Here is a 20,605-nt window from a genome sequence, read left to right as displayed (position 1 = left end):
GAACTATCCTCACCCGCGTGACCGAGACGCGACAGTGGCAGCTCGAAACCGCCGCCCCGGAGGACGCCCCTCCGATACACCGTCTTCGCAGGCAGCTGGAGGACTGGCTGTACGACCGGGGGATCGAGCAGTGGCCGCGCGGTGAGGTCTCGTTCGACAGGATCGCGAGCGAGGTCGAGCGCGCGGAGTGGCACCGCGTGCGGCTGCCGGATCTCGGCGTCGTCGCGGCGATGCGGGTGCTGTGGTCCGATCCCGACTTCTGGGGTGCGGACCCCACGCCCGCCGTCTACGTCCATGGGCTCATGGTCGACCGCTCGATGGCCCGAACCGGGATGGGCACCTTCCTGCTGGAAAGCGCCGCCGACATCGGCCGCGCCGCTGGCCTGGACACCTTTCGGCTCGACTGCGCCGAGGCCAACGACGTGCTGCGTTCCTACTACGCCGCCCACGGCTTCCAGGAGGTGGGCAGGCACGTCATCCGTGGTCTGTTTCCCGTGGTCCTGTTCGAGAAGCGGATCTGACCTCGCTCGGAGTTCCGGTTCGCCGGCCGAGACGGAATCGGAAATCGGTTCTCGTCCCAGCTCAGCGTTCACAACCCCTCGGCCGCTTCCAGCACGTCGTTAACGAGATCGGCGCTGTCCTCCACCCCGGCAGCCAGCCGGACCAGACCGGGCGGAATGTCGGCCTCGCGCAGCTGCTGCTCGTCGAGCACTCCGCTCCACATCGCGCTGGGATGCACGGCCAAGCTCTCCACACCGCCGAGGCTGGCCGCACGCCTGGGATAGCGCATCCGGTCCAGAAAAGTATTCGCGGCCTGGTGACCACCGTTGAACTCCACTGCCACCACTCCACCGAAACCGTCCATCTGTTCCGCCGCGAGCTCGTGCTGCGGATGTTTCCGCAACCCCGGGTAGTGCACCACCGCCACGCTCGGATGAGTCTCCAGCGCCTCGGCGATGGCCTGCCCGTTCTCGTTGTGCTGCCGCATCCGCAGCGGCAGCGTGCGCAGTCCGCGCAGCAGTAGCCACGCGTCGAACGGGCCGAGAGTCGTCCCGGTGATTATCCCGGTCTCCCAGATGCGGTCCACCAGTTCGGCCGGGCCGGCCACGATTCCGGCGGAGACGTCCGAGTGGCCGTTGAGGTACTTGGTCGCGCTGTGCCACACCAGGTCCGCGCCGAGATCGAGCGGCCGCTGATTCACCGGGCTGGCGAAGGTGTTGTCCACAAGGGTCAGTGCTCCGTGCCGCCGGGCCAGTTCGGTCACCGCGCGCAGGTCGGTGATCCGCAGCAGCGGGTTGCTAGGAGTTTCGAGCAGCACGAGCCGGGTTCGCGGTGTCATCGCCCGCTCGAAAGCCTCCGGATCGGTCTGATCCACCTGCGTGGTTTCCACCCCGAACCTCGGTAGCAGGTTCGTCAGCAGCGAGGCCGTTCCGCCGTAGGTGCTTTGTTGGCCGATCACGTGGTCACCCGCCGAGACGAGTCCGAGTAGACTCGTGGTGACCGCGCCCATCCCCGATGAGGTGACCAGTGCGGCTTCGGCGTTCTCCAGTTCGGCGAGCACACTCGCCACGTGGGTGTGGTTGGGGTTTCCGTAGCGGGTGTAGAAGTCGTGGCCGCGGGGTTCGTTCGCCGCCGCGCTGAAGGATCGCTGGTCCTCGGAGTGGAAGTTCGCCGACTGGTGGATCGGCGGCACCACGGTACGAGTCCCGTCAGAGATGCCGCGATCCACGTGAATCACTCGTGTGCGGTCTTCCTCAGTCATAATTCTCCCATCCGGCGGCGATGCCCGGCTCCATCGTGCATGAAATGTGCTCTTCCGGGTACATCGTGTCTCCGGCTGCGAAACGTTTCGAAACCACATTGTGTTCCAGCGCGGCGCCGAACCTCCTGCCCGGACCTACGACACCGACGACATGCCCGGTGGAGCCGCGAAATCGATGCTTGTCTGATTCCCTACCAGCACTGATCTGACACCGGCGCGTTTGAAGTGGGGTTACCGCGCCGACTATCCCCGGCGCGCCAGGAGCAGCGCAGGCTGGCCGAGCTCCTGCTGTAACCCTGGGAGGAAGTGGCGAGTTGATAATGAGCACGAGGTGTCGTCGCGGAAAAGCTGTGTCGTGCTTTTCGCGCTGATACGTAGTTTCGCCATATGAAGTTACTAGTTCGACGGAGCAGTCTTGCACCGGCTACCGTTCGACATGAACCAGCAATTACTACTATACGTAGTTTTGTTGCCCTAGAGGTTCACTCTTTCAGGGTAAAGCTAGCTCTTTGAAGGAGCAGAGTTGCGCTGTGTTATAACATGATGGCTAATTTCACTCAGAAGGTGACTTCTTGGGAGAGTCATGTCGAACAATCCGATCCAGCGGACGGTTTCGTTCTGGAGGGTGCTCCGGTCGAGTGATCGAAGTCCTGTGGAACCTGCCGATTGGGAAGGTGTACTGACTAAGTGGGGACATCAAAGTACTCACGGGCCTGTGGAGCACGAGATAGAGGGTGGCGATGTACTGAGAGGAAAAATATTCACCCACGAAAATATAGATCACTTGGTGCTGACTAAGGGGCGTGATGATGTGCCAAGGCAGCAGCATCTGGGCACGGGGGAGGTGGCCGAGGTTCCCGTGGATGGGGAAGAGTGGCAGGTCATCGAATCCTCTTTCGTTTCCTTTCTGGATTTCGGGAATGTCTTCGGCTTAATGCGGTCGGCTGGTGCTTCGCCGTCTCCCCAGGCGATAGCGAAGTAGATCAATGGGAGTGGTGTTTTTAGCGAAAAGATCATAGCTGAGCCGGTCATAGACCGTGACAAGTGGGAAAGAGTGCGCAAAGCTGGCGGAGTGTCCCGTCTGGAGATAGCGGGTCCCACGAGTCTGGCCTCTCGGCTTTCAGACGGCCCGCTGGGACAGTTGGCCGCTCTCGGGGAGACGGGGGAGTTCCGATTCGAAATCAAGCTCACGGCTGGACGTTCGAAGAAAAGAAACCATGAGGAACGTAACAAATTGTTCCGTGTGGTTGACTTCTTATGTCGCAGTGTGGATCTCGAGGAGTTGTACAAGGCAAAAGCGCAGGTCTTCGACGAGGAGGGCAATAATTCCGAGGACGGGGCCGTGGATCTGTTGAAGCAGCGCTTCAGTCAGCAGCGTTCCGTGGAGGTGAGGGGAAGCGGTTCCGTACGTTCGATCACCGAGTTGTCGGCCTTCGATGCGATTATGGCCGTGGCGAAAGAACTCAGGGAGGACTTAGCAAGTTCGGTAGGGACAGAGATCCTCCCGTGACGTGATGGCGGTGGCTGATGAAGAGCTCGCGGAGCTTACTGGACCGACCCTCCCTGGATTGGGTGCTCGTTGTCCTCCTCTTAGGAGGAAGTGTCGGGAGCCCGCTCGACGAGTGGTTCACCGCAGCCTCCGATTCGGCGCAGCTGCAGGCTATGGCGACGACGAGTCAATTGCTCGGAACTTTGTCCGCCTTCGCGACAGCGGCTTTGTTCTTCTACGCAGGTTTGGACAATCCTTCTGCTCGATCAGTGCGACGTCGTTGGGGGGGCGCACGTGGCGGGCGTCTTCCTTCGGGCGCTCTTGCTGATGTTCCTCGGTTCATTGGTGTGTACATTCACAGGGCTCGGGGTTCCCACGAAGAGCGCTACTCTGATTTTCTTTGCCGCGTTGACAGTCTCATTGATAAAAATGACTCGACTTACTCTGGTGGTTTTTTTGCTCATGCGTGGTCAATCTTATGACGACGAGGAGCTGCCGAAGCTCACCGAAACCGGCCGGTGAGAGATGTTTTGCCGCGATTAAGCCGGTACCAGGTGGTCGCCGTCGGACGGTGGTGCTCATGCCTTGGAGTGGTCTGTCCGAATCACTTCGGAGAGAGGACCGATATCCGTCCCGCCCCGCTGCGCATCTCCGGTCGGGGCCGGGCAGGCTGGAACAGTGACAACTCATTCGGATGTCGAGAAGGCAAGGCGGCGAATCGCGGACAGCGTGCGGCGTACCCCGCTCTTCGACCTGGATCCAGAGCTGGTTCCCGGCGCGGCGAGCGTCCGGCTCAAGCTCGAACAGTTGCAGCACACCGGCTCGTTCAAGGCGCGCGGCGCGTACTACCGGGTGGCTTCGGCCCTTGCCGAGGGCAGGATCGGCGAGGCCGGTGTGGTCGCGGCCTCCGGCGGCAACGCGGGTATGGCCGTGGCGCACGCGGCTTCCCGGCACGGTGTGCCCGCGCGGGTCTACGTTCCTGCCAACGCGCCGGCCTTCAAGCAGGCGAAGCTGCGGGAACTGGGTGCGGAGGTCGTGGCGGTCGGTGAGGTCTACGCCGATGCCTACCGGGCCGCCGTCAAGGAGGTCGAGGAGAACGGCGCGGTGTTCTGCCACGCCTACGACCAGCCCGAGATGTGCGCGGGTAACGGCACGCTGGGCACGGAACTGCTCGAACAGACCGGCGGCGAACTGGACACCGTGCTGTTGGCCGTCGGCGGGGGCGGACTGATGGCCGGTGTCGCCGCCGCGCTCGAATCCCGTGCGCGGGTGGTGGGGGTGGAACCGACCGGCATTCCGACGCTGCACACCGCGCTGGCCGAGGGCGGCCCAACCGACGTGGCGGTCTCCGGTGTCGCCAAGGACTCGCTCGGCGCCACCCGCCTCGGCGAGATCGCCTACGAGGTGGCGACGCGAACGGGGGTGCGTTCGGTGCTGGTCGACGACGAGCACATCGTCGCGGCGCGGAAGTACCTGTGGCAGCGCTACCGGCTGGTCGTGGAACACGGCACGGCGGCGGCGCTGGCCGCGCTGTTCGCCGGGGTCTACCGCCCTGCCGAGGGCGAGCGCCTCGCCGTGGTGCTCTGCGGCGCCAACACCGACCTCACCGACCTCGGTTGAAACCCCGCCATCCGAACACCGTCGATTTCTCGCGAAATCGCCGCGCCTGCCAAGTATTCAAGCCGAACCCCAACCACTCCCGCGGGCCGAACTCCCACCATCCTCGCAGCAGTACCGACCGCGGGTTCTCCCGTGCGGCTCTCGCGAGGAAGGCCCGACGTTGTGTAGGTCGCTACCCGATGTCGGGCCTCCCCGCAGCGAGAGCCGTGCGAGAGGTTCCGCCAAGCGACCACCCACGCAACCCACTCCGGAACATCCACTAGCGAAGCGAGAAACCCGAATACCCGCTGTCGGCCACCTGTTCGCACCACTCCCGATAAGCGGCGACCCCGCCCACGTAGGCCAGCAGCACGCGGGGTTTGCCCGGCACGTTGGCCCCGATGTACCACGAGTCGGCGGTGGGGTAGAGCGTGGCGTTGCCCGCTTCGGCGGCGTGGTCGAGCCACTCCCGCTCGGCCCGCTCGGTGGCCTCGATCTCGGTGAGGTCGTTGGCTGCCAGGTACGAGAGGCAGTCGGTGATCCAGTCCACGTGCTGCTCGATGGACACGATCATGTTGCTCAGCACCGAGGGGCTGGTCGGTCCGGTCACGGTGAACAGGTTGGGAAAGCCAGACACGGCCAACCCCAGGTAGGTCCGTGGCCCGGCCGACCAGTACTCCCGCAGTTTGCGCCCGCCCCTGCCCCGGATGTCGACCGCCTCCAGCGCGCCGGTCATGGCGTCGAACCCGGTGGCGAACACCAGCGTGTCCAGTTCGTACTCCCGCCGCGTGGTGCGCACTCCGGTTTCGACGATCCCGGTAAGCGGGGTGGACCGCAGGTCGACCAGGCGCACGTGTTCCCGGTTGAACGTCTCGTAGTACCCGGTTTCCAGGCAGGGCCGCTTGGTTCCTATCGGGAACTCGCGCGGCGAGAGCGTCTCGGCGATGTCCGGGTCGTGCACCTTGTCGCGGATCCTGGCGCGCACGAACTCGGCGGCGGTCTCGTTGGCGGTCGGGTCGACGAGAATGTCGGCGTAGCTCGCCGGGATGCCGAACAGGCTGCCCTCCCACCAGCCCTGCCGGTAGGTTTCCTCGCGCTGCTCCGGTGAGTCTTCGAGCGCCGAGCGTTCGGCGGGTTGTCGGGGCACCCCGGCGTGCGAGTCGCGCTGCGCCGCGCGCCACTGCCGGTAGTTCGCCTTCCGTTCGGTGACCTCGGTCTCGCGGAGCGGCCGGTTGAAGGCGGGCATGCTGAAGTTCGGGGTGCGCTGGAACACCGTGAGTTCGGCTGCCTGTTCGGCCAGTTCCGGGATTGCCTGGATACCGGAGGATCCGGTGCCGATCACCCCGACCCGTTGCCCGGCGAGGTCCACGCCCTCGTGCGGCCAGCGACCGGTGTGGTGCACCGCGCCGCCGAACCGTTCGATTCCGGGCAGTTCCGGTGGTTTGCTCGCTGAGAGGCAGCCGGTCGCCATGATCAGAAACCGTGTCGACACCGACTCACCGGTGTGGGTGCGCACCAGCCAGCGGTGCGTGTGCTCGTCGTAGTGCGCCTCGGTGATCCGGGTGTCGAACGTGATGTCGCGCCGCAGGTCGAACCGGTCGGCGACGTGCTCGATGTAGCGCAGGATCTCGGGCTGTGCCGCGTACTTCTCCGTCCAGGTCCACTCCTGCTCCAGTTCCGGCGAGAACGAGTAGGAGTAGGACATGCTCTCCACGTCGCACCGCGCGCCGGGGTAGCGGTTCCAGTACCAGGTGCCGCCCACGTCGGAACCGTTCTCGAACACCCGCACCCGTAGTCCGAGCTCACGCAGCCGGTGAAGCTGGTAGAGCCCGGCCAGACCCGCTCCCACCACCACCGCGTCCGGTTCGGCTGATTCGGCTTCCGGAGAGTTCGGTGCCGGTGACTCCGATTTGGACACTGCCGCCTCCCGTGCGAGTGTGGTCCTCGACGTCAGCTTCATTCCCACCGTCGTGGGAGGTACTCCTCGACCGCTTCGACGATGTAGTCCACTCCGGCCGCGCTGCCGGGAAGCACGTCGAGCTGGGTGAGAAAGCCGTGCGTCTGTCCGGTGAAGCAGTGGTGCCGAACCGGCACGCCCGCTCGACGCAGCCGTTCGGCGTAGGCGTCGCCCTCGTCGCGCAGCACGTCGTGCTCCGCGGTCAGCACCACGGCGGGCGGTAGTCCGGACAGCTCGGCCGCACGCAGCGGCGAGGCATCGAACTCGCCGCGCCGCGCGTGGTCCGGCAGGTAGTGATCCCAGAACCACATCATCGCTTCCCGGGTGAGTACCAGCTGATTCTCCGCCGCCACGTACGAGGCGGTGTCGAAGTCGTGGTCGGTGACCGGGTAGACGAGTATCTGCAGCGCGACTTCGGGGCCGTCTTCACGCGTGGCGCGCCGTGCGACCACCGCCGCGAGATTCCCGCCCGCGCTGTCGCCCGCCACCAGCAGCGGCATCTCCGCGTTGCCCAGCGCGGCGCGCTGCTTGTCGGCCCAACGCAGCGCCGCCAGCGCGTCCTCGACGGCGGTGGGGTAGCGGTGTTCCGGCGCGAGCCGGTAGTCCACCAACGCGACGGCGCAGCCGGTGCGGGCGGCAAGGGTGCGTCCGAGCTGTTCGAAAAGGGCCGCGTCACCGAGCACCCAGCCGCCGCCGTGGTAGTAGACCAGCGTCCCGCGCGGTGACTCGTTCGGTGTGAGCAGTCGGATCGGGATCGACTCGTCGTCCACCGGTAACTCGACCAGCTCCACGTGGCGCATCTCCGGAGCGGGCGGCGCATCCGCGGGTTGTTGGGCAGCCATGAACTCGCGCGCCTCGGCCGGGGTCATCTCCTGCAGCGGTTTCGAGCCCTGTTCCGTCATCCGAGCCAGCAGCGCGCTGGTCGCGTCGTCGAGCGCCAATTCGGCTCCGTGTTCGTGTCCGTTCTCGGTCCACGGTGAATATGCGACGCGCTCGGCCGTTGTGTAAACACAACTTTTTGCCGCGTGGGATCGTTCCCTCGAACGTCGTAATCCTCGTGGTGCCGGGGAGGTTGGGCGGCACGTGACGGAAGTCGTTGGAGCAGGACCTCGGGTTTCGACTCAGCGCCAGGTGGTGGTCTTCTCGGCGGCCAGCCGGATCTCGGCCGCCAGCTGCGAGATCGGCATCGCGACCATGTTCTGCGAGATGTTGACCGGTGTCCCCATCATCCTGGCGTTGCTGCGCACCAGGAAGCCACGCCAGCCCGTGGTGCGGTCGAGCACCGTGCTGGGGTCGAACAGCGTGACGCTGAGCATGCGCTGGGTGCCGTCGTTGTCGGCCATGGCCCCGGAGATCTCCCGCCAGGGCACGAAGCCCACGCCGGTGAACGAGGCGTGGTCGTACAGTCCCTCGTTGTCCAGCACCACCACGGGTTTCGGCTTGGCCAGCCGCACGGCGCCGTAGATCAGGCAGCCGCCGAAGAACACGATCGCCAGCGCGCTCAGCGCGAGGAAGACCCCCGCGAGCGGGGCCGAACTCATGGCGGTGACCGCCTGGTAGCAGATGAACACCCCGAAGAGCACGAATACCAGCGCGCCCAGGATCACCAGCGGCAGCCGGATCCGGTTCGGGTAGATCGCTAATCGGTAGTCCCGCTGCCCGGGCTGTCCGTTGCGTTGGACCCCTCTCATCCGTTCTCGCTCCTCCTGTAAGGCTGCGCGCCCCGCCGCCCGGCTCGGGAGTGCCGGCGTCGGAGCCATTCCGAGGAGTAGAGCCTGCCATGTCGGCCGGGCGAGTCGCGCATCGCGGTTGAGGATCACGGTTCGACAGAGGTCGGAGGGGTGCGGTGTTTCGGTTTCAGCCCCGGGACGCGCGCCGCCGTGGACGGTACCCGTCGATCATCTCGTCCAGTGGATACCGATCGTGCTCGGCCAGGTAGCGGTCGAGCAGTCCCGCGTCCCGTGCGGAGAGCCCGACCAGCGGTCGGCGTAGCCGGATGCTCCAGCTTTTCGTCATCCCGTCGAACAGCTCCAGCTCACCCACGATCGGGGAAAGCTCCACACCACCGGGCCAGGCCGGGAGTTCGGTGATACGCAGCTCGCAGCCCACCGGGTAGCTGCGCCCCCCGAGCTCGACCGGTTCGTCCAGTTCGGCCACGGTGGAGCGCACCTCGCCGGTGGTGACCACCCTGCCCCGGTCCCGCGTGGGGTTTCCGAAGCAGCCGCGCGTGGTGTACAGGTAAAGCCGGTCGCCCGGGGCGAGTGCGCGCACTTCGGCGCGCTTGAAGTCCGGAAACGCCATCCGCTGTTGCCGCAGCACCCAGTCGAGCGCTTGCCGGTCGCCGATGACGAGCAGATAGTTCGCCATGCGGGCAGCGTAGGGAACCCGCTCGTTCAACGGGGGCGACCGGGTGGTGTTCCCGGTCGGTACGGCAGTACCACGTGGCGTCGGAGTCTTCCGGCGCAGGAAGCTGCATCGGGAAAACAGCACGTGGGCCGAGCGAGGCCCGGCCCACAACCGCGATCGGAACCGAAACGGCGCCGCTCGGGCGCCTTACCGGGGGTAGTGCAGCTCGCGGACGCGGTAGTTCCCCTCGGTGTCGACCACCAGAATCGGCGCTCGCAGCACTCGTCCGCCGCCGAGGTCGACGGTGCAGCTGAACGATGCCTCCGGCTTTACCCTCTTCCCCGCTGGGCAGGAAACCTGTTTCACGTTCCGGTAGGCGTATTCCTCGGTGAGGATCCGCTCGGTGGCTTTTTCCACGGCCCGGGGGTCGAACACCCGCTCAGCTCCCGCCGTGTTGGCGTACAGGGTGATCCCTCCGGCGCCGAGCACCACGAGCACCCCGAGCGTGAGCAGCGTGATCTTCAGGCCGGTCCGTTTCCGCCGCTGCTGCCGGGCGTCCGCGGCGGTTCCGGCAGGCCGGGGGTAATGGGGGAGTCCGGGCTGTTGCGGGGGCGGCGGGCCGTACCAACCCTGCGGTGGCTGGTTGGCTGGTGGTTGGTGGGGTGGTATCTGGCTCGGTGGATGTTGGCCCGGTGGCGGCTGATTGAACGGTGGCTGGTGGGGCTGTTGCTGGTCGAACGGTGGCTGGTTGGGTGGCGGACCGCCGGGTGCGGGCGGCGGAGTTCCGTTGTTGGGGTTGAAGTGGGGCTGGGGATGGTTCACGAGTTCTCCCGATCGGGATCTCCGAGCGGCCCGATTCGATGTGGAAGTTGTCGTCTCCCGAGAGGAACGGCGCGAAGCACGGCTCCGCGCACGTCGCGACAACAGACGAACCGACCACTCGGCGAGGTCATTTCGGTGTGGGTCAGCCGAACAGGGCCTTGGTGTATGCCTTCGCGATGGCCTTGTGGGTGGAGTTCATGTGGCTGTAGTCGAGTTCTTCGTCGGTCAACAAGCCGCGCGCGCTGTCCGTTTCTGCCTTGACGAACAGCACTCCCCCGGCGTTCGCCATGGTGCCGGTGGCGATGGTGTACTCGACGTAGTGCCGCGCGCCCCGATCCTGATGATTGACCCAGGCCGGATGCCCGGCCACTGTGGTGCGCTTGTTGCCGTCGACGATCTTGTAGCCGTGCATCGGCTGCGCGAACAGTTTCAAACTGATCGAGAACCGCTGCGTGTTGTCCGGCCCGGACTGCTCGGTGGTTATGCGGCAGGCTTTGGACTGGTCCCTGGTGAGATAGCGGTAGTACTCGTTGCCCTCGCCCATGAGCCGGTCCAGCCGGTTGGTGTCCAGTGTCGAGCACAACATCGCACCGGCGGTCCGTGCGCCCTGGTTCATCCAGACCCGCATTATGTTGTTCGCGGGTTTCGTCGGGGTGAAGTCCCGGCAGTTCGACAGCCGGTGCGTGGCACAGACCGAGGTGTGCGCCGTGCCGCTGACCTCGGTGGTGCAACCGGCCGTGACGGCGCCGAGTAGCAGCGCCAGCGCACTCCCCAGCAGCCTGCGGAAGGTCGATCCGTTCGTCTTCATGAGGCGGCCCTGTCCAGCACGATCTTGGCGAATTCCCGGCTCCGGTCGCAGCTTTGGGTGGTGACGGAGATGTTCTGCGTCAGTGGGCCCAAATCGCCCTGGATCCCGTGCGGCTGCTTCAGGTAGGGAACGGACAGCTCGCAGGTACCGTTCCGGGGATCTTCGTGAAGGAATCCGGGGCGCCCGGCGAATGTGATCGAGCTGTAGTTCTCATCCGGGCTCGTCTCACTGGGTGGGCTGGAAACGGTGAACTCCACAGCGGCCCGTTTCTGCCTCGAGAAGTCCTCGCCCGAGTCCTCCAGAGTGCAGTCAGCCGGGTCGTGTCGAACCATCTCGGTTGCCCGCACCGGAGTGATGACGGGTTTCAGGTTGTTCACCGCCCAGCTCATCGCCTCGCACGGCGACTGCGTTCCGAGCAGCAACGTGGGCTCCCTCGGGTGCTCGTCACGCATCGGGGGGTCGAAGAACAGTGGTGCGACGGCCTTCAGATACTTCTTCCCGAACTCGCAGTTGTGGCTTTTGAACTCCTTCTCCCGCTTTTCGTTCACGATGTATACGGAGGAATTGACATCGAGTTCTATCGCGCGGTGCGCGGTGATCGGAAGCAGATAGCTGCATTGCCGGGTCTTGTGCTCGCCCACTATCATCGCTTGCTGATAGAAGCGTCCGTCGCTCGTGCGGACCAGCTTCGACTCCTGCCGGTCCTTCGGCGCCCACTTGGCGCCCACGGTGATGTCGAAGACCCAGTCCCGGCTGAAGGTCTCCATCTCCCGCCACACACGCAGCGTGCATTCGTTGATCTTGTCGCCCGGCGCGATCCGCTGGTTCGGCAAACCGGTGATATCGCTCGCCGTCTTCGGTTTGTGCAGTGCACAAGGTGCTATGGGCAGGATTTTCCGATCGATTCGTGTCGACTCGACCGCTTCCCGTCGTTTCGAGAACGGCAGCGCCTTCAAGTATTGCGGTACTTGGACGCTCGACTTCCGTTGCTCGGTCTCGGCTCCGGTCGATGCGCAGGAAGCGAGCGTCAGGCTGACCAGTATCGCTCCCACAGCCGGAGCCCATCGGCTCCGTCCGAACATGTTTCCCCCTGTTGTTGTGGCCACAGTGGTAGTCGACCGCGCTGGCCTTCCCCCGAGACGCGCTCCGAGTGCCCCCACCGCGCGATGCGAGCTCGATCTGTCGCGCTCACGTTATAGATCGGACGCGCGAGTTGTCCCGAGAGATGCGGAAAATGTGTCGCGGGTATCCACCGTGGACATCTCGGAACGATCGGCAGCTCGGACTCCCGTGGGGATCGCTACATGACACCGATGTCGAGGCGCACGTCGTGCCCGGCAGGACGACCGAACCGAAGGGGATCACGGCTTGAGTGCTCGCGCGAAGTGGCTCGTCGTGCTGGGGGCGTTCCTGATCCTGCTCGCGCTGCTGATGTGGTGGGATGGAATGCCTGGCAGCAGTTCGAGTACGACATGCGCCATCCCGAACAGAGCGGCTGGATGGACTGAACTCGCGCTCGCCGAGCGGTCGAACCGCCGATTCGCCGAGCCACACCACTCAGAGCGCGGTGTTCCCGCCGAGCAGTAGCGCGAACGAGCCGCCGCCGATGACCGCTCCGGTCAGCGCGCCGATGGTGACCTGGGCCGGTGTGTGGTCGTCGACGGCGACCCGGGACCACGCGACGGCCAGTGTCGCCAGTGCCCCCCACCACAGCGCGGGGCCGTAGAGCAGCGCCAGCACCGTTACCGCACCCGCTGCCACGGCGGTGTGCATCGAGATCTTCCAGAAGACCGTGATGGTGCCGGTGACCAACAGGCTGATGATCATGCTGATGTCCAGCGCGATCAGTTTCTCCGGGGCACGGCCCGCGATCAACAGCGCCAGCCCGATCATGCTGAGCGCGATCAGGGCGGTGAACGGCACCAGCCTGCCCTGGCGGTCGCGGACGTGGTGCCCGTCCCACCTGCCGGTGCGACTGCCCCAGACCACCACCCCCATCGGCAGCACGCTGCTGGTCAGCGCCACGACCATTCCCCACAGCAGGGTGGCACCGAACTCCGCCGTGGCCTGACCGGCCACCACCAGCGGCAGTGCCAGCACGATCACCCAGGGGGCGAGAACCTCGGTGACGACGCGGGCGAACAGGTGCTTGCGCTCGGCCGGGGAGCGGGTCTCGCGGGTCGACATCGGCACATCTTACGTCTTACGCCGTGTGGTCGCGGTCGGTCTTGCGGCGGGCGCGTTGGTGGCGGGGACGCGCGTTGTAGGCGTCGAGGCTGTCGATGAGGTTGGAGACGGTGTTGCGGTCCCGCCGGTCCAGCCCGGCGAAGCGCTGGGCGATGTCGCGTGCCTCGGTGTCGCGCCAGGTCTTCAGGTCGGCGATCTGAGCGTCGATGCGCTCGGTGACCTCGTCGTCGAAGAAGTATCCGGCGGGCACGCCGAAGAACTCCGCCAGCGCCTCCACGTAGTGGATCTTGGGATTGGTTCGGGTGCCGGTTTTGAGCTGACTGATGTACTGCGCCGACATCGCGCCCGGCAGGTGCCGGATTCCCGCCTCGATCTCGCGGTAGCTGTAGGTGCCGCGGTCCGGTGGGTGCACCGTGGCGATGAGATGGGCGAGCTTGCCCGCGAAAGTGTTTTCGCGTCCGGCTTTGTTGGCACTCATAGCGTTCTTCTCGTCCGCCAGTTTGTTGGTGAGTTTCCCCAGGTCCAAGCGTCGTAAACGACTGTTGACAGTGTTTCACCGTGATGGTTTACAGTGATAATGCTACTGTCAACAGTAGCAAACGCCGATCCGGGATCATAGCTTCCGGAGCCCAGCGCCCCGTGGAAACGCGAAATATTTCCGGGGAGTTGACCTGCGGCAGCGTGCTCGCCCCGTTCTGGGGGTACGGGGCGAGCACCTCCGTGGTCGTCCGCTTCTCTTGCTCGGTATCCCCGTGTGCTCCGGTGCTCGGTGCTCGGTGCTCGGTGCTCGGTGCCCGGCTCTCCGCTGTCCGGTGCCCGGCGATTTCGCGAGAAATTGACGCCGCTGCGCTGAGTCCGTACCTCACCGCGAACCGTCCACAGCGCTCTTTTGTGTACTCGTATGTCCGCTGTGGATGAGACTTCGATAGCTGTTCGGGTCAACGACCCCGAACTCCCGTGGTACCCCACACATCCCGGAGCGCTGACAAGACGGTTGGTCGATGATCCCCGCATGCGCGGGGCCTACGATCTCGGCGCCGTCGAGGCAGGCCGCGCGGCGGGTCTATCCCCGCGTGCGCGGGGCCTACGGCGGCATGAGTTCCACGCTCGAAACGAGCTACGGTCCATCCCCGTGCGCGGGGCCTACCTGGCCAAGCAGGTGGGAGTGCTCAAGGTCTGCGGTCCATCCCCGCGTGCGCGGGGCCTACCCACCATTTGGCGGATGTGGCGGCGGGCCGGTGGGTCCATCCCCGCGTGCGCGGGGCCTACACTCACTGCGCTGGGATTCTAGCGCGGCGAAGGCGCTGTGAACACCACTCCGTCACGCCTCATCGGACAGAACCAACTCACTCAGCGGCGGGCCAGGACGGCAACGAGAGCCGGAGGGTCTTCTTCGCCAGCGCACACGGCTCGGCACTACCGGTGTCATCCGACGGGACAGTGGCGAACGACTGCACGAGCTGATCGCTCTGCACGGCGACGTGCATCCCGCACGACCCGGACTCCATCGGCTTGACCTTGTTGGACCGCACTCCCGGATACCCGTGAACCGTTATCCGCTCGAAGTCGACGTACTCAGACTCGCGCGCGTAGTAGGTATCCAGCGAACGCCCCTGTGTGGGCGATAGCGAAACCGTCGTGGTTGCGTTTTCGTTCTCCCAGGTACAGCGATATGATCCGGGATCGGAAATATCGTTTTCCGATTTCCTACCTTGCGGCTGGACCCCGAGTTTCGACGCGGCTTCCTGGGGGAAGAGCTCGCACACCCCTACTGCGGTGGCGTCCTTGGGGCTCGGGATCGCCGAATCGGATGAGGACGCCGACGAGGACGGACTCTTCCCCGTGGTGGTGGCCGCCGAATCCCCGTTCTGCTCCGCCGAACCGGAGGAGCACCCGGCCAGCACCACGCTCAGCAACACACCGCCCGCGACGAGAGCACCACGCCGCATCCTGCTCCACGCACTTCGCACGGTCTCAGCTCCGCCTCTCGGTATCCCGCTGCGCCACCGAGGCGTTCTCCTCGGCCAACCCGTACTCGGCCAGCACCGCGTTGTACGCCTCGATCTTCTCTTGCAGTATTTTGTGAATGTCGCGAGCAGCGCTACGCAGCGACCCCTCATCACCGGTCATGCGCTGTTGGAACGCCTCGCGAGCTTTGTCGGTGGTGTCGTCAAACGCGGTGAGTTCACCGGGATTGATGTGCTGGGACTGTTGCTCCAGATCAAGAGCTTCATCTCTGGCCGCTATAAGATCTTTGATCGCCCCTCGTAGTTTGTCGTAATCGACACGTGCTGTCTCCCCACTCCGACTCACGAGTCCCATACCCGGCCTCACATCCTGCCGGGTCGGCACACGCCGTGTCAGCGGAACCACCGGATCGTCACGAGGACGCAGGGCGCTTCTCGCGCCGTTTCGGGCGCGCGGGTGAGCACACCGTGGCGGCTTCCGCCCTGATCACTCTTCGACGCGGCGATGTTTCGTGCCCGGCACTCCGGCGGCGATTTCGCGAGAAATCGACGCCCGTAGAGCCTGGATGGGTACTGGACTCATAATCGTCCACAGTGCTTATTCGTGCGAATGCTCACTGTGCGAGCGCTCGATCTCCGCGGACGACCCCACGCCGTCGTGGATCGCGGATACCGTGTGGCTGTCCGTGACGCGACGAGCACCTGGTGTGCGCGATCCGTTCGCGCTGCTGGGGTGGTGAACCGATGAGCTACCTGTCCCGCATCCGAATCAACCCGCTGCGCTCGGGCAGCCGTGACCTGCTCGGCAACCCCCGCAGGCTGCACGGGGCGGTCATGGGCGGACTGGCCGACGATCCCGAGCGGCAGCGCCCGCTGTGGCGGCTGGACAGCGACAACCCGCACCGGCCGAAACTGCTGGTGCTCTCCGAGTCCAAACCGGACTGGACGCATCTGGTCGAGCAGGCCGGTTGGCCGCACGCCGAAGGCGAGCACTACGAGCTGCGCGAGTACGAGCCGCTGCTGACTCGGCTGGCGGTGGGGGAGGAGTTCACCTTCCGGGTGACCGCGAATCCGGTGCGGAACGCGGTCGAGGCCGCGAGACCGACCCAGCCGAACGATTCGGGTAAGGGTTCGCTGGGGCGCTCGCCGCGGACGGCTCACCGTACCGCCGAGGCCCAGCTGGGCTGGTTCCTGCAACGCACCGAGAAGTGGGGATTCTCGGTGCCGGGAGCTTCGTCCGGAACGAGCGCGATCGAACACTCCAGTGTCGCGGCGAGCGCTGATTCCACCGATGCGACCGGCGGCGCCGTGACGGCCGAGGCTGCTCGTGTGGGTACCGCCGACGTGTCGGAGTTCGCGGGAGACGTGCGGATCACCGCACGGGAAAGGCACTCCTTCGCCAAGAAGCGGGGTTCGAAACCCGTGGTGCTGCACACCGCCACATTCGAGGGACGGTTACGAGTTACCTCGGTGGAGCTGCTGCGGCGGGCACTGCTGCACGGCGTCGGACCCGCCAAGGCCTACGGCTGCGGGTTGCTCACGCTCGCACCGTTGCCCCCGGATTCCGACGCGGCTGACTGAGTCCTCTCACCCACAGCGACTACGCGACGCGTTGCTGAACCGTACTCCACGACATCGGAGGAGTCACTGCGGTGGCGCGGCGATTTCGTGGGAAATTTACGCCCCGCCGCCCCGCAGCTGGGGGAAGCGGGGCGCTCGCGGCGCCTCGCTCAGCCGAAGTGGTCGGCCTTCAGTGCTTGCAGGAAGGTCTGCCACTGCTGGTGGGTGGTGGTGAAGTAGCCCGCTGTGCGGTCCTTGCTGTCGCGGACGGCCGCGCCTTCGGTGGTACGACCCACCTCGACGCAGGTCTGCGTAGCGCTGCTGCGGCTGGACTTCCGCCAACTGTTGGGCTCGTGCGAAATGCTCATGAGTGGAATCCTTGGCGCTGAGGTCGTTTCGAGTTTGGGGTTGATCGTGGATGGAGAGTTCGCTATCGACCAACAAGTGATCGCGGTGGCAGAGAATGATCTTTCGAACCCGTCATGAATCCGGGGAAAAATTCACGAGATGTGCTCAGTTGAATTGATCGACCTTCACGGCTATCAGGAAATCGTGCCACTGCCGATGCGTGGTGGTGATGTGTCCGGCTGCGCGGTCTTTGCTGTCGCGGACGGCGGCGCCGTCGGTGGTGCGACCGATCTCGACGCAATGTGAGGTGTTCTGCGAACGAGTGGATTTCCGCCAATTGTTGGGCTCGTGCGGCGTGTTCATGAGTAGGCTCCGTTGCGTTGAGCGCGCTGTCGAACTTGAGTCTCACGTCCGGAGCGGGAAGCTCACCACGCCCGAACGGGTGGTGTCAGCGGCCGGAACGGCACCCCTGTCCGATTACAGGGGTGCCGCGCTCGTAGCTGTGCCTCGCTCAGTCGAAGTGGTCGGTTTTCAGGGCTCGCAGGAAGGTTCGCCACTGCCGATGCGTGGTGGTGAAGTAACCGGCCGTGGGGTCCTTGCTGTCGCGGACGGCCGCGCCGTCGGCGGTGCGACCCACCTCGACGCAGTTCGTCTGTGTGCTGCTGCGGCTCGACTTTCGCCAGTCGACTGGCTCCTGGGACATGCTCATACTGATTTCTCCAGCTCTGTTATGACGTTTGCGATGAGCGCGGTGGACTCCGCTGCCGTCATCGAAACCTGTTTCACCTTATCCACCGCAGTACGGTATGCCGCTATATCGTCCGCTTCATGGAAGAAAAGCGCTGCGCGCCTGTTCTCCAGGTGCACGATCGGTGAGTCGGCGTCGAAGTCGATCAGCACGAACGGACCTTCAAGCGCTGGGGTCCAACCTGCAGAAGCCGGCACGATACGCAGGTCGACGTTGGGCATCTCAGTAGCACTCAGTAGGTACTTGAGCTGGTCGAGAACGACCTCGCTGCCACCTATCTCCTGATGAAGAGCAGCTTCGCCGATCAGCGCGAGGAAGCGCGCTGGATTTCGCCTTGTGAGTGCTTCACGGCGTCCGACGCGTACCACCACGCGAGTTTCAACTTCCGACTTTGGAACTTCGCCTGCGATCATGATGGCTCTGGCGTAGTCAGCTGTTTGCAGCAGACCAGGTATCAGCAGTGGAGCCACATCGGTGATGTGGCTGGCGTTGCATTCGAAGTCGATCAACGCAGCCATCTGTCGCTCACGGTCGCCACTTCGTACTGAGAGCCACTGTGGATCGTCGGTTCCACGGGCCATTTCCAGCAGTTCAGAGCGTTCTCTGCCGTTTACGCCCGTAGCGGCGAGTATCGAAGCCACGTCTTCCGTTTCCGGTGAGCGCGTGCCGGTTTCCCAACGGGAAATAGCGCTGTGGGAGAGCTCAAGTTGGTCCGCCAGTCCTCGAACCGTGTAGCCAGCAGCTTTGCGTGCCTCTCTGAGACGAGTGCCCAGTGCTTTGGCCTTTGGCGTGCCGTTGGTGCCAGCCATGCACCACATCCTAGGTGAGCGTGCGGTTCCTACAGGTATCACCTGATCGAGGCATTGATCGTTTGGTGACAAGGTGACAAATTCTGGAACCAGTGGCACCAAAAGCGCCGCTTCGCTGATTCTGATTTTGGAGGCAACCATGTCCCACCCCTTCACCTGGGTTCCAGCTGAGGAACAGCGGCACGCGAGCAGGGATCCGGTGCCGCCGCCCGCCCTGGAGTTTCCGCCGGAGCTGACCGTGTCCGCGCTGTGCGGCCGGGAGGTGCTCACGGCCACCGGCGACATCCCCTGGTTGTGGCCGACCTGCCCGGACTGCGACCGCGCCACCCGCGAACTGGTCGGTGCCCCGCCCCGCCACGACGCGAACGAAGGTGAAGCGCGATGAGCTCTGACCACATCCGGTTGGCCGGGTTCCTGCGGCTCTGCCAGTGGCACTGCGACGAGGCGGCCTTCGCGATGGGCGGCGGGCGCTTCGGCACCGATCGCTGCCGCGAACTGGCGGAAGAACTCTCCGAGACGTCGATCGCACTGCGGCGCTACGCCGACTCGCGGGACAGGCCGCCGAAATCCGCCCTTCCCGAGGGGTACGGAGCCGAAAACCGCATCGTCGAGGGCGATCCCGATGTCTGACCCGCTACTCGTGCCGATCCTGCTGGTAGCGCTGGCGATACTCCTGGCGCTCTGGCCGCAGCACCCCGATCCCGCCCCGCGCCCGCACACCAGGCACGGCGGTGCCGGACCGGGCACGTTGACGGTCCGACAACTGCAAGCCCAACTCGCGGGTATTGCCGGTGATTCCAGTGGTTCCACTGGCACCAAGCTCCGGGCCGTAGCCACGGCGAGCACGGCTACTGGTTCCAGCGACCTCCCTGAGCCCGGTGCTGTCGTGCCGACACAATCGCGATCCGAACCCGAACCGATCCGCTGGCCCGAAACCGACCCCGACGAACAGCTCGAATCCCGCGGGAGTGTTCACCACGCCTTCCGGGAGCACTACGACGAATCCCACGGCGCGATCCCGGCGACATCGAATTCACCGGCGACTCCCGACGTGGCCGCTCTCGCCGCATGGCAAACGGCATCCCGAAGCTCGAAGCCGCACCACGCGGCGGTACGCAAAGCCCCCGGCCCGCACCACCGCCACACTTCCCGGTGCCAACCGGCACCGATGCCAGTCGGCGCCTTACCCGACGCCGATCCGAACCTGGCGCTGCTGGGCCGCGTCCTCGAAGGACTGCGCCGCCTCTGAAGCCTCGTCCGTCCCCGCGAATCCACAGCGCCACTTCCGTTCCCGGGACAGCCGCTGATCTCGGAACGGCAACCGAACCACCCCGTTGACCACGGGCCACGGCGACGATCCCCGACACTCCGCCGTGGACCCGTCCGCCGTCCCGCCCCGCGCGGCTCCCTCCCCCACTCGCCGCGCGGGGCGGGGTGGCTCCCCGTCGATTTCCCGCGAACTCGCCGCGCGATGGGACAGCGGTGATGCTCGGCTCCGTGGGGACGGGTCTACCGATCGGCGACACGCCAGGCCCCGGCCTCCGGGACCGGCACCCGAACTGTGATGATCGGTGGTGCCATCGAGCCTGCTCCGTTTGGGTGACTATCAACCGGGGTAGTGATCGAACAGGCGGAGAGACCCCACCCTCGACAAGGAGTTCGCCGTGAGCATCCTCAGTTGGATCCTGTTCGGTCTGATCGCTGGAGCAGTGGCCAAGCTGATCCTGCCTGGCAAGGATCCCGGCGGCATCATCGTGACCATCGTCATCGGCATAGTCGGAGGCCTGCTCGGCGGCTGGCTGGGCAGCTCCTTCTTCGGCGGCGGCGGGATATCCGGCTTCAACCTGGCCAGCTTCGGCTGGGCGGTGCTCGGATCGCTGATCCTGCTGCTGCTTTACCGCCTCGTCTTCCACAAGTCCCGAGGCTGATCCCACCGACGGCCACCTCGCGGGGGTGGCCGGGTAGCTGAGCGCCGTGTCGGTGCCTCGCGGCGTCGGGCCGCTCCCGAAGCAGCGGCGGCCCACGCCGCGAACCGCCTCCCGCGCGCCCGCTCACCCAGCACGCACGGTGCCCCGCTCCTCCGGCCGATCCAGGAACCGGGGCAATCGGAACGCCCGTTTCGGGGCACTTCGCCGCCGACTGTTGCTACTCGTCAGTAGGACGGTGTTTACTGACCGGCCTGTGTGATGGATCACCACAAGGC

At 65.4% G+C, this 20,605-nt stretch carries 24 protein-coding genes; 8 read left to right on the top strand and 16 right to left on the bottom strand.

Annotated features, from left to right (window positions below; genetic code table 11):
* Window positions 1-17: 17 nt before the first annotated feature.
* Window positions 18-521 (top strand): GNAT family N-acetyltransferase, encoded by a 504-nt coding sequence (locus BLR41_RS15040; RefSeq protein WP_092629067.1) that lies wholly within the window; start codon window positions 18-20, stop codon window positions 519-521.
* A gap of 68 nt (window positions 522-589) precedes the next feature.
* On the opposite strand, the gene BLR41_RS15035 is transcribed toward BLR41_RS15040, so the two are convergent.
* Window positions 590-1,762, bottom strand: coding sequence for a trans-sulfuration enzyme family protein (locus BLR41_RS15035; RefSeq protein ID WP_092629065.1), 1,173 nt, complete (start codon window positions 1,760-1,762; stop codon window positions 590-592).
* Window positions 1,763-2,834: 1,072 nt separating this feature from the next.
* On the opposite strand from BLR41_RS15035, the gene BLR41_RS22540 reads away from it, so the two are divergent.
* Together BLR41_RS22540 and BLR41_RS15015 are read left to right on the top strand one after the other, a co-directional pair.
* On the top strand, window positions 2,835-3,272 hold the full coding sequence (locus tag BLR41_RS22540; protein WP_143013085.1) for a hypothetical protein: 438 nt from the start codon (window positions 2,835-2,837) through the stop codon (window positions 3,270-3,272).
* 657 nt (window positions 3,273-3,929) lie between these two features.
* Window positions 3,930-4,871, top strand: coding sequence for a threonine/serine dehydratase (locus tag BLR41_RS15015; protein ID WP_092629060.1), 942 nt, complete (start codon window positions 3,930-3,932; stop codon window positions 4,869-4,871).
* Between the two features lie 259 nt (window positions 4,872-5,130).
* On the opposite strand, the gene BLR41_RS15010 is transcribed toward BLR41_RS15015, so the two are convergent.
* From BLR41_RS15010 to BLR41_RS22900, 11 genes are all read right to left on the bottom strand, one after another.
* The gene (locus tag BLR41_RS15010) at window positions 5,131-6,810 is read right to left on the bottom strand and encodes a flavin-containing monooxygenase (protein WP_092629058.1); all 1,680 of its coding nucleotides are present in this window, start codon (window positions 6,808-6,810) and stop codon (window positions 5,131-5,133) included.
* Window positions 6,807-7,748: an alpha/beta hydrolase gene (locus BLR41_RS15005; RefSeq protein WP_092629057.1), complete on the bottom strand. Its 942-nt coding sequence runs from the start codon at window positions 7,746-7,748 to the stop codon at window positions 6,807-6,809. Before BLR41_RS15005 ends, BLR41_RS15010 begins: the two co-directional genes overlap by 4 nt.
* 180 nt (window positions 7,749-7,928) lie before the next feature.
* The gene (locus BLR41_RS15000; RefSeq protein WP_092629056.1) at window positions 7,929-8,498 is read right to left on the bottom strand and encodes an STM3941 family protein; all 570 of its coding nucleotides are present in this window, start codon (window positions 8,496-8,498) and stop codon (window positions 7,929-7,931) included.
* 166 nt (window positions 8,499-8,664) lie between these two features.
* On the bottom strand, window positions 8,665-9,174 hold the full coding sequence (locus tag BLR41_RS14995) for a hypothetical protein (RefSeq protein ID WP_092629248.1): 510 nt from the start codon (window positions 9,172-9,174) through the stop codon (window positions 8,665-8,667).
* Window positions 9,175-9,360: 186 nt separating this feature from the next.
* A complete protein-coding gene (locus tag BLR41_RS14990; protein ID WP_092629054.1) occupies window positions 9,361-9,975 on the bottom strand; it encodes a DUF4333 domain-containing protein in 615 nt (204 codons plus the stop codon).
* 142 nt (window positions 9,976-10,117) lie between these two features.
* Window positions 10,118-10,783, bottom strand: coding sequence for a hypothetical protein (locus tag BLR41_RS14985; RefSeq protein ID WP_092629053.1), 666 nt, complete (start codon window positions 10,781-10,783; stop codon window positions 10,118-10,120).
* On the bottom strand, window positions 10,780-11,616 hold the full coding sequence (locus BLR41_RS14980) for a hypothetical protein (RefSeq protein ID WP_143013084.1): 837 nt from the start codon (window positions 11,614-11,616) through the stop codon (window positions 10,780-10,782). The genes BLR41_RS14985 and BLR41_RS14980 overlap by 4 nt, the downstream gene beginning before the upstream one ends.
* Before the next feature lie 724 nt (window positions 11,617-12,340).
* On the bottom strand, window positions 12,341-12,970 hold the full coding sequence (locus tag BLR41_RS14975) for a phosphatase PAP2 family protein (protein ID WP_092629050.1): 630 nt from the start codon (window positions 12,968-12,970) through the stop codon (window positions 12,341-12,343).
* 16 nt (window positions 12,971-12,986) lie between these two features.
* Window positions 12,987-13,448, bottom strand: coding sequence for a helix-turn-helix domain-containing protein (locus tag BLR41_RS14970; RefSeq protein WP_092629246.1), 462 nt, complete (start codon window positions 13,446-13,448; stop codon window positions 12,987-12,989).
* 868 nt (window positions 13,449-14,316) lie between these two features.
* A complete protein-coding gene (locus BLR41_RS14965; RefSeq protein WP_176797997.1) occupies window positions 14,317-14,940 on the bottom strand; it encodes a DUF3558 domain-containing protein in 624 nt (207 codons plus the stop codon).
* 4 nt (window positions 14,941-14,944) lie between these two features.
* Window positions 14,945-15,292, bottom strand: a complete 348-nt coding sequence (locus BLR41_RS22900) for a hypothetical protein (RefSeq protein WP_176797996.1) — start codon at window positions 15,290-15,292, stop codon at window positions 14,945-14,947.
* Window positions 15,293-15,681: 389 nt separating this feature from the next.
* On the opposite strand from BLR41_RS22900, the gene cas6e reads away from it, so the two are divergent.
* Window positions 15,682-16,518, top strand: a complete 837-nt coding sequence (cas6e, locus tag BLR41_RS14960; protein WP_092629244.1) for a type I-E CRISPR-associated protein Cas6/Cse3/CasE — start codon at window positions 15,682-15,684, stop codon at window positions 16,516-16,518.
* A 149-nt stretch (window positions 16,519-16,667) separates the two neighbouring features.
* On the opposite strand, the gene BLR41_RS14955 is transcribed toward cas6e, so the two are convergent.
* From BLR41_RS14955 to BLR41_RS14940, 4 genes are all read right to left on the bottom strand, one after another.
* The gene (locus tag BLR41_RS14955; protein ID WP_092629045.1) at window positions 16,668-16,865 is read right to left on the bottom strand and encodes a DUF397 domain-containing protein; all 198 of its coding nucleotides are present in this window, start codon (window positions 16,863-16,865) and stop codon (window positions 16,668-16,670) included.
* Window positions 16,866-17,010: 145 nt separating this feature from the next.
* Window positions 17,011-17,208: a DUF397 domain-containing protein gene (locus tag BLR41_RS14950; RefSeq protein ID WP_092629043.1), complete on the bottom strand. Its 198-nt coding sequence runs from the start codon at window positions 17,206-17,208 to the stop codon at window positions 17,011-17,013.
* Between the two features lie 148 nt (window positions 17,209-17,356).
* A complete protein-coding gene (locus tag BLR41_RS14945; protein WP_092629042.1) occupies window positions 17,357-17,548 on the bottom strand; it encodes a DUF397 domain-containing protein in 192 nt (63 codons plus the stop codon).
* A gap of 2 nt (window positions 17,549-17,550) precedes the next feature.
* Entirely contained in the window at window positions 17,551-18,402 is an 852-nt protein-coding gene (locus BLR41_RS14940; protein ID WP_092629040.1) for a helix-turn-helix domain-containing protein, read from the bottom strand.
* Window positions 18,403-18,541: 139 nt separating this feature from the next.
* Between BLR41_RS14940 and BLR41_RS14935 the strand changes: the two genes are divergently transcribed.
* The 4 genes from BLR41_RS14935 (at window position 18,542) to BLR41_RS14915 (ending at window position 20,330) form a co-directional block, all read left to right on the top strand.
* Window positions 18,542-18,787 carry an HC3 family zinc finger protein gene (locus tag BLR41_RS14935; RefSeq protein ID WP_092629039.1) on the top strand — a complete coding sequence of 82 codons (246 nt, stop codon included), beginning with the start codon at window positions 18,542-18,544 and terminating at the stop codon, window positions 18,785-18,787.
* Window positions 18,784-19,032 (top strand): hypothetical protein, encoded by a 249-nt coding sequence (locus tag BLR41_RS14930; RefSeq protein WP_092629038.1) that lies wholly within the window; start codon window positions 18,784-18,786, stop codon window positions 19,030-19,032. The genes BLR41_RS14935 and BLR41_RS14930 overlap by 4 nt, the downstream gene beginning before the upstream one ends.
* Window positions 19,025-19,651, top strand: coding sequence for a hypothetical protein (locus tag BLR41_RS22535; protein ID WP_143013082.1), 627 nt, complete (start codon window positions 19,025-19,027; stop codon window positions 19,649-19,651). The genes BLR41_RS14930 and BLR41_RS22535 overlap by 8 nt, the downstream gene beginning before the upstream one ends.
* A gap of 415 nt (window positions 19,652-20,066) precedes the next feature.
* Entirely contained in the window at window positions 20,067-20,330 is a 264-nt protein-coding gene (locus tag BLR41_RS14915) for a GlsB/YeaQ/YmgE family stress response membrane protein (RefSeq protein ID WP_092629034.1), read from the top strand.
* The last annotated feature ends 275 nt before the right edge of the window (window positions 20,331-20,605 follow it).

It is taken from the genome of Actinopolyspora mzabensis (genome assembly GCF_900101095.1).
Taxonomy (GTDB): domain Bacteria; phylum Actinomycetota; class Actinomycetes; order Mycobacteriales; family Pseudonocardiaceae; genus Actinopolyspora; species Actinopolyspora mzabensis.
Note: the sequence above shows the minus strand (reverse complement) of the source record. Positions and strands in the feature narration are given on the sequence as shown.

What these genes read in the sequence shown, in the direction of transcription:
- BLR41_RS14935 (WP_092629039.1), top strand. Translation starts at nt 18,542, where the DNA reads ATGTCCCACCCCTTCACCTGGGTTCCAGCTGAGGAACAGCGGCACGCG.
- BLR41_RS22900 (WP_176797996.1), bottom strand. Translation starts at nt 15,292, where the DNA reads ATGGGACTCGTGAGTCGGAGTGGGGAGACAGCACGTGTCGATTACGAC.
- BLR41_RS14955 (WP_092629045.1), bottom strand. Translation starts at nt 16,865, where the DNA reads ATGAGCATTTCGCACGAGCCCAACAGTTGGCGGAAGTCCAGCCGCAGC.
- BLR41_RS14945 (WP_092629042.1), bottom strand. Translation starts at nt 17,548, where the DNA reads ATGTCCCAGGAGCCAGTCGACTGGCGAAAGTCGAGCCGCAGCAGCACA.
- BLR41_RS14940 (WP_092629040.1), bottom strand. Translation starts at nt 18,402, where the DNA reads ATGGCTGGCACCAACGGCACGCCAAAGGCCAAAGCACTGGGCACTCGT.
- BLR41_RS15000 (WP_092629056.1), bottom strand. Translation starts at nt 8,498, where the DNA reads ATGAGAGGGGTCCAACGCAACGGACAGCCCGGGCAGCGGGACTACCGA.
- BLR41_RS14970 (WP_092629246.1), bottom strand. Translation starts at nt 13,448, where the DNA reads ATGAGTGCCAACAAAGCCGGACGCGAAAACACTTTCGCGGGCAAGCTC.
- BLR41_RS14985 (WP_092629053.1), bottom strand. Translation starts at nt 10,783, where the DNA reads ATGAAGACGAACGGATCGACCTTCCGCAGGCTGCTGGGGAGTGCGCTG.
- BLR41_RS14995 (WP_092629248.1), bottom strand. Translation starts at nt 9,174, where the DNA reads ATGGCGAACTATCTGCTCGTCATCGGCGACCGGCAAGCGCTCGACTGG.
- BLR41_RS22535 (WP_143013082.1), top strand. Translation starts at nt 19,025, where the DNA reads ATGTCTGACCCGCTACTCGTGCCGATCCTGCTGGTAGCGCTGGCGATA.
- BLR41_RS14975 (WP_092629050.1), bottom strand. Translation starts at nt 12,970, where the DNA reads ATGTCGACCCGCGAGACCCGCTCCCCGGCCGAGCGCAAGCACCTGTTC.
- BLR41_RS15035 (WP_092629065.1), bottom strand. Translation starts at nt 1,762, where the DNA reads ATGACTGAGGAAGACCGCACACGAGTGATTCACGTGGATCGCGGCATC.
- BLR41_RS14950 (WP_092629043.1), bottom strand. Translation starts at nt 17,208, where the DNA reads ATGAACACGCCGCACGAGCCCAACAATTGGCGGAAATCCACTCGTTCG.
- BLR41_RS14930 (WP_092629038.1), top strand. Translation starts at nt 18,784, where the DNA reads ATGAGCTCTGACCACATCCGGTTGGCCGGGTTCCTGCGGCTCTGCCAG.
- cas6e (WP_092629244.1), top strand. Translation starts at nt 15,682, where the DNA reads ATGAGCTACCTGTCCCGCATCCGAATCAACCCGCTGCGCTCGGGCAGC.
- BLR41_RS15010 (WP_092629058.1), bottom strand. Translation starts at nt 6,810, where the DNA reads ATGAAGCTGACGTCGAGGACCACACTCGCACGGGAGGCGGCAGTGTCC.